The organism is Mesorhizobium calcicola (assembly GCF_042682105.1).
Taxonomy (GTDB): Bacteria; Pseudomonadota; Alphaproteobacteria; order Rhizobiales; family Rhizobiaceae; genus Mesorhizobium; species Mesorhizobium calcicola.
The window spans coordinates 50,001-61,144 of sequence record NZ_JBHUGY010000023.1 but is presented as its reverse complement, the minus strand read 5'-3'; the positions used below and the strand labels follow the sequence as shown (position 1 = coordinate 61,144).

Annotated in this window: 7 protein-coding genes and 1 pseudogene; 6 read left to right on the top strand and 2 right to left on the bottom strand. The window is 63.3% G+C overall.

Annotation, left to right across the window (positions count from 1 at the left end):
- The 5 genes and pseudogenes from ACFSQT_RS15385 to ACFSQT_RS15365 form a co-directional block, all read left to right on the top strand.
- Window positions 1–288: pseudogene (locus ACFSQT_RS15385) on the top strand (peptide chain release factor N(5)-glutamine methyltransferase); the annotation flags it as partial.
- A gap of 303 nt (window positions 289–591) precedes the next feature.
- Window positions 592–1,551: a DUF4167 domain-containing protein gene (locus ACFSQT_RS15380; RefSeq protein ID WP_379019975.1), complete on the top strand. Its 960-nt coding sequence runs from the start codon at window positions 592–594 to the stop codon at window positions 1,549–1,551.
- A 222-nt stretch (window positions 1,552–1,773) separates the two neighbouring features.
- Window positions 1,774–4,380 (top strand): ATP-dependent chaperone ClpB, encoded by a 2,607-nt coding sequence (clpB, locus tag ACFSQT_RS15375; protein WP_379019973.1) that lies wholly within the window; start codon window positions 1,774–1,776, stop codon window positions 4,378–4,380.
- Window positions 4,381–4,437: 57 nt separating this feature from the next.
- Window positions 4,438–4,806: an MmcQ/YjbR family DNA-binding protein gene (locus ACFSQT_RS15370; protein ID WP_379019971.1), complete on the top strand. Its 369-nt coding sequence runs from the start codon at window positions 4,438–4,440 to the stop codon at window positions 4,804–4,806.
- 248 nt (window positions 4,807–5,054) lie between these two features.
- Window positions 5,055–6,524 (top strand): L,D-transpeptidase family protein, encoded by a 1,470-nt coding sequence (locus tag ACFSQT_RS15365; RefSeq protein ID WP_379019969.1) that lies wholly within the window; start codon window positions 5,055–5,057, stop codon window positions 6,522–6,524.
- Window positions 6,525–6,538: 14 nt separating this feature from the next.
- Here the strand turns inward: ACFSQT_RS15365 and ACFSQT_RS15360 are convergent, their stop codons facing one another.
- Entirely contained in the window at window positions 6,539–7,171 is a 633-nt protein-coding gene (locus ACFSQT_RS15360; RefSeq protein ID WP_379019967.1) for a TMEM175 family protein, read from the bottom strand.
- A 275-nt stretch (window positions 7,172–7,446) separates the two neighbouring features.
- On the opposite strand from ACFSQT_RS15360, the gene ACFSQT_RS15355 reads away from it, so the two are divergent.
- A complete protein-coding gene (locus tag ACFSQT_RS15355; RefSeq protein ID WP_379019965.1) occupies window positions 7,447–9,006 on the top strand; it encodes an MFS transporter in 1,560 nt (519 codons plus the stop codon).
- 29 nt (window positions 9,007–9,035) lie between these two features.
- Here ACFSQT_RS15355 and ACFSQT_RS15350 read toward each other — a convergent pair whose 3' ends face one another.
- Entirely contained in the window at window positions 9,036–11,003 is a 1,968-nt protein-coding gene (locus ACFSQT_RS15350; RefSeq protein ID WP_379019963.1) for a M23 family metallopeptidase, read from the bottom strand.
- Between the last annotated feature and the right edge of the window lie 141 nt (window positions 11,004–11,144).

The window sequence follows — 11,144 nt, the reverse complement described above, 5'->3', positions numbered from 1 at the left end:
CTCTATATATCTTCCGAAGACATTGGAAATCTGCAGGACGAAGTCCGCAATTTCGACCCGCGTCTGGCCTTGGATGGTGGTGCGGACGGTCTGAACCCCTACAGGATCATCGCCGCGGAGGCGGCAAGGTTTTTGGAAACTGAAGGCAGGATTGCGGTCGAGATCGGCCACACGCAGTACAACAAGGTCTCGGAGATATTCGCCGCAGCCGGCTACCTGCCGGGCGGTGCATTTCGTGACCTTGGTGGAAACGACAGGGTTCTTGTCTTTAAATGGACAAAGCCTTGACGCAGTGCAAAAAAAGCGCTTGGCAATACCGGGGAATGCGGCTAGGGTCGCCTTAACCGGATGAGACGAAGCAGGCAGTGCTCTTAGCGATTCGGTTTTCCTTGGAAATAGCTGCCTTCTTGCGCAACCGATGCCCAAGCTTCGTGCGGGAATCGTCCGGCAAGTGATGTAACCGGAACAGGATGGCACGTGGCGCCAACGCAATCGATGCGGGCGAACGCCGGTGAAGAAACGAAACGGCTGGCTGCATGAGCGCCTCCGATCGTGAAGAGTTTTCGAAAATTTCAAAATGAAGAGAGTTTGATGAGGCCACAACAGCAGAACAGGCGCATGCGCGGTCGCAACAACAATGGCGGCGGCGGTGGCAATAACAATAACAACAACAACCGCAAGGGGCCGAACCCCCTGACGCGCAACTACGAGAGCAACGGCCCGGACGTGAAGATCCGCGGTTCGGCTCAGCAGATCGCCGAAAAATACGCCACCTTGGCCCGTGACGCTCAAAGCTCCGGCGACCGGGTCATGGCGGAGAACTATCTGCAGCACGCCGAACACTACAATCGCATCATCGCGGCCGCGCAGGCGCAGATGCCGATTCAGAACGCGCAACAGAATCGCGATGATTTCGACGATGACGGCGACGATGATCGCGACGAGTTCGACAATGTCGGCAACAACAGCAACACTATTTCCGATGCCCAGGTCCCGGTGATCAACCATGGCGCCGGTCCGCAACCGGTCATCGAAGGCATGCCTGCCGAGGTCGCGCTGAACCGGGAAAACGGCCGCGACAGTCGCGACAACAATAACGGGCGTGACGGCGGGCGCAACAATGGCGGCCGCGACAACAATGGCGGGCGCCATCGCGATCGTCGCCCCAATGGCGGGTACGGCCAGAACGGCCAGCGCGACTTTGGTTCGTCCGCCGAGCAAGGCGGCCAGCCCCAGCGCAACGAGGCCCCGATCCAGGCCGAAGCCGCTTCGCCGACCGAAACCACTGAATCCGTGGCGGCGGCCGAGCCGGCTCCGTTGTTCGAGAACCTGTCGCCGGCAGGTCTTGCCGCCCAGGCCGAGCTCAACGAGTCGGCCGCCGAAAGCGGTGCTGTCCGTCGCCCGAGGCGTCCGCGCCGTCCGCGCGTCAGCGCCGATCAGGTTGACGGCGGTGGCGACAATGCCAATTCCGGGGCCGATGCCGGCGAGGTGGCTGTGGCCCCGGTCGACAGCGGCAATGCCGAACCGGTCATTGCCGACATCGACAATTGACCTGACGACATTTCGAGACGTTTGAACGGCGGAGAGAAATCTCCGCCGTTTTTGTTTTGTGCCGCGATGGAATATTGTGGGTTGACCGACATCAAGGCGTCTTGAGACAGCATGGCCTATTCACCATATCTCGGCTGAACTGGACCCGGCTCGAATGGGCGGGTCCGTCACCGCAATCGGATCCGGTGCCGCAAAGCGGGCCGGTGATGGAAGGAGACATATATGAACCTTGAGAAATACTCCGAGCGCGTGCGCGGCTTCATCCAATCCGCGCAGACCATGGCGCTCTCCCGCAACCACCAGCAATTCACGCCCGAACACATCCTGAAAGTGCTCGTCGACGACGACGTGGGCCTGGCCGCATCGCTGATCGAGCGCGCCGGCGGCCGCGTCCGCGACGTCAAGCTTGGCGTCGAAACGGCGCTCGAAGCGATGCCCAAGGTCGAAGGCGGCAACGGCCAGCTCTATCTGGCGCAGCCGCTGGCCAAGGTGTTTTCGACCGCCGAAGAGCTGGCCAAGAAGGCCGGCGATAGCTTCGTCACCGTCGAGCGGCTCCTGCAGGCGCTCGCCATGGAAAAATCGGCCAAGACCGCCGACATCCTGGCCAAGGCCGGCGTCACCGCGCAGGCGCTCAACCAGGTCATCAACGATATCCGCAAGGGCCGCACAGCCGATTCGGCGAGCGCCGAACAGGGCTACGACGCGCTGAAGAAATACGCGCGCGACCTGACCGCGGATGCCCGCGCCGGCAAGCTCGATCCGGTCATCGGCCGGGACGACGAGATCCGCCGCACCATCCAGGTGCTGTCGCGCCGCACCAAGAACAATCCGGTGCTGATCGGCGAGCCGGGCGTCGGCAAGACGGCGATCGCCGAAGGCCTGGCCCTGCGCATCGTCAATGGCGACGTGCCGGAATCGCTGAAGGACAAGCAATTGATGGCGCTCGACATGGGCGCGCTGATTGCCGGCGCCAAATACCGCGGCGAGTTCGAGGAGCGGCTGAAGGCCGTGCTCTCCGAAGTCACCTCGGCCAATGGCAGCATCATCCTGTTCATCGACGAGATGCACACGCTGGTCGGCGCCGGCAAGGCGGATGGCGCCATGGATGCGTCGAACCTTTTGAAGCCGGCGCTGGCGCGCGGTGAGTTGCACTGCGTTGGCGCGACCACGCTCGATGAATATCGCAAGCATGTCGAGAAGGATGCAGCCCTTGCCCGGCGTTTCCAGCCGGTCTTCGTCGAAGAGCCGACGGTGGAAGACACCGTCTCGATCCTGCGCGGCCTGAAGGAGAAATACGAACAGCACCACAAGGTGCGCATTTCGGATTCGGCGCTGGTTGCGGCGGCGACGCTGTCGAACCGCTACATTGCCGACCGCTTCCTGCCGGACAAGGCGATCGACCTGGTCGACGAAGCCGCATCGCGGCTGCGCATGCAGGTCGATTCCAAGCCGGAGGCACTCGACGAGATCGATCGCCGCATCATGCAGCTCAAGATCGAACGCGAGGCGCTGAAGGTCGAGACGGACGATGCGTCGAAGGACCGGCTCGCCCGCCTGGAAAAGGAACTCGTCGGCCTCGAGGAGGAATCGACCGAGATCACCGCCAAGTGGCAGGCCGAGAAGCGGAAACTCGGGCTTGCCGCCGATCTCAAGAAGCAGCTCGATGAGGCGCGCAACGAGCTTGCCATTGCCCAGCGCAAGGGTGAATTCCAGCGCGCCGGCGAGCTTGCCTATGGCAAGATCCCGGAGTTGGAAAAGAAGCTGAAGGACGCCGAAGCCCAGGACGGCAAGGCCGGCATGGTCGAAGAGGTGGTCACCCCCGACCACGTCGCCTACATCGTCTCGCGCTGGACCGGCATTCCGGTCGACAAGATGCTGCAGGGCGAGCGCGACAAGCTGTTGCGCATGGAGGACGAGATCGGCAAGCGCGTCGTCGGCCAGGGCGAGGCGGTGCAAGCTGTTTCCAAGGCCGTGCGGCGCGCCCGCGCCGGCCTGCAGGATCCGAACCGGCCGATCGGCTCGTTCATGTTCCTCGGACCGACGGGCGTCGGCAAGACCGAACTGACCAAGGCGCTCGCCAGCTTCCTGTTCGACGACGAGAGCGCGATGGTGCGCATCGACATGTCGGAGTTCATGGAGAAGCATTCGGTCGCCCGGCTGATCGGCGCGCCTCCCGGCTATGTCGGTTATGAGGAAGGCGGCGCGCTGACCGAAGCGGTACGGCGCCGGCCCTATCAGGTCGTGCTGTTCGACGAGATCGAGAAGGCGCATCCGGACGTGTTCAACGTGCTGTTGCAGGTGCTCGATGACGGCCGCCTGACCGACGGTCAGGGACGCACGGTCGACTTCCGCAACACGCTGATCATCATGACGTCGAACCTCGGCGCCGAATATCTCGTCAATCTCGGCGAGGACCAGGATGTCGACCAGGTCCGCGACGAGGTGATGAATGTCGTCAAGGCATCGTTCCGGCCGGAGTTCCTCAACCGTGTCGACGAGGTGATCCTGTTCCACCGGCTGCGCCGGCAGGATATGGGCCGCATCGTCGAGATCCAGCTCAAGCGGCTGGAAAGCCTGCTGACCGATCGCAAGATCACGCTGTCGCTGGACCAGGAGGCGATCGACTGGCTGGCGGCCAAGGGCTATGACCCGGCCTATGGCGCGCGGCCGCTGAAGCGGGTGATGCAGAAGGAACTGCAGGACCCGCTGGCGGAGAAGATCCTACTCGGCGACATCCTCGACGGCTCGACCGTCAAGGTGACAGCCGGTTCCGACCGGCTGAACTTCCGCTCGAAGCCGACGATTGTCGCGGCCGAGGCGGCAGCCTGATCCAACGCCGCGCGTCCAGCCTGGACGCGCGGCATTTTCATACAAGCGAGGGCGCGGATGACGCTGGACGACTACGACCGCTTTTGTGCCTCGCTGCCTTCGACGACCCATGTCGTGCAGTGGGGTGGCGCCCATGTCTGGAAGGTCGGGGCCAAGGTCTTTGCGATCGGCGGCTGGGACCAAGGCCAGCAGCTCTTCGTCACCTTCAAATGTTCCGACATCGCCTATGATGTACTCAAGGAGCAGCCCGGTCTGCGGCCGGCCCCCTATCTTGCCTCACGCGGCATGAAATGGATCCAGCGTCAGACAAGCCAGAGCATGGATGATGCTGCGCTGAAGGACTATCTGCGCGAGAGCCATCGCCTTGTTGTCCTGAAGCTGACCAAGCAGGCACGCAAGGAATTGGGACTTGCCGCAGCTAGCTGATATTCCTCGGGCGCCGGTAAACCGCCATCTTCATGCCCGGTTCATGTTGGAACCATATGGTGGGTAAACTGGTTTGCTGGCGAAGGGGTTCGCCGTACCGCATCGGCCCGAAAATCGGATTCGATTTTCGGAAGGCATGATGCAGAGATTTGAATTGTTAGAGCGTCCTCTGCGCGTCCGAAGGGACGTGGCGCTCTAAGGGACACTGCCGGGCGGCGGCAAATTACGGACCGGAGAGTTTGGCCACCATGTTGCGGACGATCTTCACCCTCTCGGCACTCGCCGCTGGGCTGTTTTCTTCGAATGTTATGGCTGCGCCGACCGAGGACACCGCGCCACGGGTTGTCCGCGCTGCCGCGGCCGGCGGCATCCAAGTCGCCCAGGACGGCAATCTCGACATCTACTACGACGCCAGGGGCAATCGCGTCATCGTCGATGCCGATACCGGCAAGGTGATCGCCATCCAGCCGCCGCGGACCCGGCTCGACCGGCGCGCGCTGCGCCGCGAGACACGACTGCGCGAGCTGGGCCGCGTCCCCGATGACAATGACCGCTACTATCTCGACGATCCGGAAGACATGGCGCGGTTCCGCCGCAAGCAGTTGGAAGAAGAAGGTCGGGTCATCCCGCCGCCGGCGGACGAATACGATCCGGATAGTGACAATTCCGTGGAAGCCTATCCGCCGCCGCAGGACGATGGCAGCTACGACAACAATTATCCCGATGCGCCGCAGCCGGCAGAGCCGGACACCATCAAGCGCCAGCCGCTGGACGAGGCCTCGATAGAACCTGTCCAGCCGGCGCCCGCCGATCAGGCGGCACTGCCGCCGAAGACCGGCGGTAAGACCACCGTCGACCCGTCGCTTTCGCTGGGAGCACGCCAGGATGTCGCAGCACTTCAGGTGCTGCTCGACCGGGGTGGCGCTTCGCCTGGCGTCATCGACGGGCGTTTCGGTTCGAATGTCGACAAGGCACTGGCCGCCTACAACCAGATCACCGGCAGCAATCTGCGATCGACCGATGCGGTCGGCATCCAGGCAGCACTCGCGCAGTCCGGCGGCGATGCCTTCGCCAACTACACCATCACGCCGGAGGATGCGGCCGGTCCCTATGTCGCCTCGATCCCGGAAGACTACAGCCAGAAGGCGCAGCTCGACCGCATGGGCTATACGTCGGTGACCGAGGCACTCGCCGAGCGCTTCCACATGGACGAGAATTATCTCAAGGCGCTCAACCCGGACGCCAACTTCAATCGTCCGGGCACGATCATCAAGGTCGCCAATTTCGGCAGGCTGGTCTCGACGCCGGTTGCGCGCATCGTCGCCGACAAGGGCAGGAAAGAGGTCTTCGCCTATGATGCGGGCGGCAAGCTGGTCGCGGCCTATCCGGCAACCATCGGCTCGTCGGATACGCCATCGCCGTCCGGCATACACACGGTGTCGCGCGTCGCGCTCGATCCCAACTACACCTACAACCCCAGCATCAATTTCAAGCAGGGCCAAAACGACAAGGTCCTGACCATCCCACCGGGCCCGAACGGCCCGGTCGGCTCGGTGTGGATCGCCCTGGACAAGCCGACCTACGGCATCCACGGCACGCCGGACCCGTCGAAGATCGGCAAGACCGAAAGCCACGGCTGCGTGCGGCTGACCAACTGGGATGCGCGGGAACTGGCCAAGCTGGTGTCGCCGGGCGTGACGGTGGAGTTCGTCGAGTAGGACGCCCGAAACGCTCAGCCGATGATCTTGTGCACCCACTTCGCGCCTGGCGTCGCCGCGTAGACAAGCTGCACCACCAGGATGAAGCCGACGCCGAGCAACGGGGTGATCAGGCACAGTGCCGCACCGACCGCCCACAGGATCTGCGCCTTGACGATGCGCAGATAGACCGTGCGTTTGGTTTCCGCGTCGACACCTTCTGCCAGGAAGCCGTTTTTCTCCGCATATCGCCAGCTGGCGAACAGCGTGACGCCGAGCATCAGCAGGTTGAGCCAGTAGACCAGCACCGCGGTTCTGAATTCGAGGAAGTCGGCCAAAAGATCGGTCGAGAACGGCAGCAGGGCGATGAAGGCGAGAAAGCAAAGGTTCAGCGTGGCAAGCCGCCGGTCGGACTTGGCGATCAGCCCATGCTGCGCCTGCTGGCCGAACCAGAAGATGGTCAGCGTCAGGAAGCTCAAGGCATAAGTCAGGAAGCGCGGCGCCAGTGCGGCGATCGCCGTGAGCAGATCGTGCTCCGAATGGATCGCTTCGTGCGCCGGCACCCTGATTTCGAGGACGATCAGGGTGAGTGCGATGGCGAACACCCCGTCGGTGATGCCGACGATACGGCCGCGTCCCTCCGCCGATGCTTCAAGTGGCCGCTTCATCGTTTTCTCCCCGTCCGCAACTTTCCAGAAACCTAGCCAGAAACCTAGCCAGAAACCTAGCATGACTGCCGCCGGTTGCATCCGGACAGGCGTGATCCTGGTACGAGCCTGTTTCATCCCGATTTTCGGGATGGGGCTCTATTTCTTTGTCTGAGCATGATCTTTTCCGAAAACCGGTTTCCACTCTTCGGGATCATGCTCCATGTGGCTGGTTTCAAGGACAGCAAGCCACTGGCCTGTTGTTGCCGGCGCGCATGCGATCTAAGCAAGGTTCCATGCATTCACCTAGTGAAGCCGCCGCCGTCCCACTGACCAGTCCGGTCACGAACGGTACGTTCTGTCCGCAATCGCGACGACGATTTGTGCTGATCGCGGCGATCCTGGCCTCGGCGCTCGGCTTCATCGACGGTTCGATCCTGGCCATCGCCATGCCGGCGATCCGCGTCAACCTTGGCGCCAGCCTGGCGCAAGCGCAGTGGATTTCCAATGCCTATGCGTTGACGCTATCGGCACTGATCCTTGCCGGAGGTGCCGCCGGCGACCGATTCGGGCTGCGCCGCGCTTTCGTGGCAGGCATTGCGCTGTTCATCGCCGCCTCGCTTGCCTGCGCGCTGGCACCGAATGCCTTGGTGCTGATCGCATTTCGCGCCCTCCAGGGCATTGGCGCGGCGATCATGGTGCCGGGCAGCCTCGCCATCATCGCCAAGGCTTATCCGAAAAAGGAACGCGGTCGGGCCATCGGCATCTGGGCTGCGGCTTCGGCGCTGACCACGGCACTTGGCCCGGTGCTCGGCGGCTTCGTGCTGTCGGCCTTCGGCAACGGCATCTGGCGGGCGATCTTCGCCATCAACCTGCCGCTCGGCCTCATCTCCATCTATCTTCTGCTGGCGAAGATTCCAGCCGACGCACCGACGGAAAAACGCAGTCTGGATCTCGGCGGCGCCGCGCTTGCGACATTGGCCTTCGGTGCGCTCGCCTACGGGCTGACCTCGATGAGCGCCAGCGGCGAGGGCCATTTGTCGGGGCCGAGCATTGCCGCCGGCGCCGTGTTGCTGGCCGTCTTCATCGTCTTCGAGCTCCGGCAGCGCGAGCCGATGATCGATCTGTCGCTGTTTCGCGTCGGCGCTTTCGCCGGCGCCAATGTGGCGACGTTCTTCCTCTATTTCGCGCTGTCGGCCAATCTTTTCTATCTGCCGATGCTGCTGATCGCCGGCTGGGGACTGAGCACGGCCGAGGTCGGCTTCATCTTCCTGCCTCTGTCGGCATCGATCGCACTTTTGTCGGGGCCGGTCGGCCAGCTGTCGGACCGGATCGGGCCACGCTTTCCGATCGCCTGCGGCAGCCTTGTCGTGGCTTCCGCCTTTGCCGGACTTGCCTTGCTCGCCCATGCCGGCATCCACAATTTCTGGACAGGAACATTCCCGCTGATGGCGCTGATGGGGCTCGGCATGGCGCTGGTCGTGTCGCCACTGTCGACGGCGATCATGACGGCGGTGGAAGACAAGGATACCGGTGCGGCCTCCGGCATAAACAATGCCGTCTCGCGCATCGGCGGCCTGATCGCGGTGGCGGCGATGGGCTCGCTTGCCGCCTGGGTCTATGAAAGCGCACTGGATGGGAATGCGACGTCAGGCGTGCCGGGCTTCGGCGAGCCGGCGACGGTTGGGCTGGCGCCGGCCGTCGATGCGGCAAGGCTCGCCGCCAGCGACGCGGCGTTTTCCGCCGTCTCCTCGGTGACGGCGCTGCTGTGCGCGCTTTCGGCTGTGATCGCCTGGACGACCATTTCCGGTCAGCGGCTGCCATGGCCGTGGCGTGCGGAAAATCGGCAAGGCTGAGAAATCGGCAAGGCTCAAAAGCTGGCGAATCAGCCGTCGATCTTGGCGCTCGCAACCTTCAGCGAATCACTGTCTTCCTGCTTCAGCAGGTCGTCGATGCGCTCGCGTTCGCGCTTGAAGGCGACGAGGTCATCGCCCTTCAACACTTTGCCTACCGGCAAGCGGACACGCATCGAATCGACCTTGGTGCCGTTGACGATCAGCTCGTAGTGGAGGTGCGGACCGGTGGAGAGGCCGGTCTGGCCGAGATAGCCGATGACCTGGCCCTGGCGCACGCGTACGCCGGGTTCGATGCCTTTGGCAAAGGCGCTCTGGTGATTGTAGGACGTCTCGTAGCCGTTGGCATGGCGCAGGATGATCTGCTTGCCATAGCCGCCGGCCCAGCCCGCCTTCTCGACAACGCCATTGCCGGCGGCGATGATCGGCGATCCGATCGGAGCGGCCCAGTCCGTACCCGTGTGCATGCGGACATAGCCGAGGATCGGATGCCTCCGCGCACCAAACCCGGAGGTAAATCTCCCGTTTGGCAACGGGTTGCGCAGCAGGAACTGCTCGGCGCTGCTGCCGTTCTCGTCGAAATAGTCGGTGCTGCCGTCCTGCATCTGAAACCGGTAGAAGTTGCGTGTCTGCCCGCCGAAAGTCGATGAGACATAGAGCAGTTCGGACTCGTCGGACGCCTGGTCGTCGCCGTCCGGCTGCGAGAACAACACCTCGAGGCGATCCGCCGGATTGAGACGCGACTGGAAGTCGACACCGGATGCCAGCAGCTTGACCAGTTGCTGGGTCATCTTCTTCGACATGCCGTAGGAATAGGCGGCGCGGTAGATCCCGTCGTAGATGTTCGGCAAATTTCCGCGCACCACCACCGGCGGTGAGTCGTCGAACGCTGTCAGCAATTCGGGATTCGGATCCGGCTCCTGCGCCGGCACGTACTGGCCGCGATCGTCAAGCGCGATGGTGACGATGTGCTGCGTTCGGTCATAGACGCTGGTGCGCACGACCTTGGCGACGTCGCCGTGAACTTCAAGCCCGACACGCAGCACGGTTCCGGCCTTGAGCGCGGTGGCGTTCAACAGCTTGGCGATCGCTTCGGCCATGCCGGTGGCGTCTTCGCCCGTATAGCCCGAATCAGCAAACGCCTCGGTGATGTCGAGATCCTTGGTGAAGGGGATGATTTCCTCGGCGAAAGCCGGCGCCTGATCGTCGGTGGCGGCACGCGGCGCCACCGAGACGTTTTCCGGCACGATCTTGACGTCGTAGGAGCCGGCCATGCTCTCGGCAAAGGCGTCGCCGAATCGCTGTGGGTCGACATAATGGAGTGACGCGACCTGGACGGCGCCATCGCTGAGGTCGGTGCCGGCTTCGCGCACCACCTTTTCCACCTCGTCGGCCGACAAATCGCTCTTTTCGTCGAAGGCGGCCGTCTCGATCGGGAAATCGACGGTCTTCAGGCTCATCTCGCTTTCGACCTTGGCGCCGTAGATCTGGCCGGAAGCGGCCGAGGCTGTCGCCGGCTGCGCCGCACTGTCGTCGCCGTCGTTGCCGAATACCTGCATCGGGTCGAAGGGCGGGTAGGCGCGGCTGGTGGTGTGACCGGCGGCCAGTGCCATCTTGATCTGCACGAAAGGCATGGTGTGGATGACGTCGCGGTCGCCGACCTTGGTCACCATCGACACTTCCATCCGGCGGCGGTCCTTGGCCTTGGCGATCTGACGCGGCGCCACCAGTCTGGTCGTCTTGGCCACCTCGCCGGAATCGCCATTGCTGGCAAGGCTGATCAGTTCCGCAATCTCAGGTGGCGTCGCCAATTGCTGGCGACCGTCCAGGGCGGCAAACAGCGCCACGCCCATCAGCACGCTCGAGGTCACGCCGGTGAGGAAGGTGCCTGACAGCCAGCGTGCGGAAACCTCGCGCCGGTCAGGCGGACCGCTGCGACCGTCCGCGATAAGCGGCGGCTCGTTGCCGAGTTCGGCTATGACATCTTCCGTGTCTGGCATCCAGAAAGGCTGCTTCTTCCCCGGGCGGAACGGCTTGTCGCTTTTGTTGTGGCCGTGACATTTGCCTGTCATGGCAGGTGAAGTCAACGAAGCCTGCGCCCCGGCCGAATTCCCCTCGCGCACTTCTCTTGTATAGAGCGC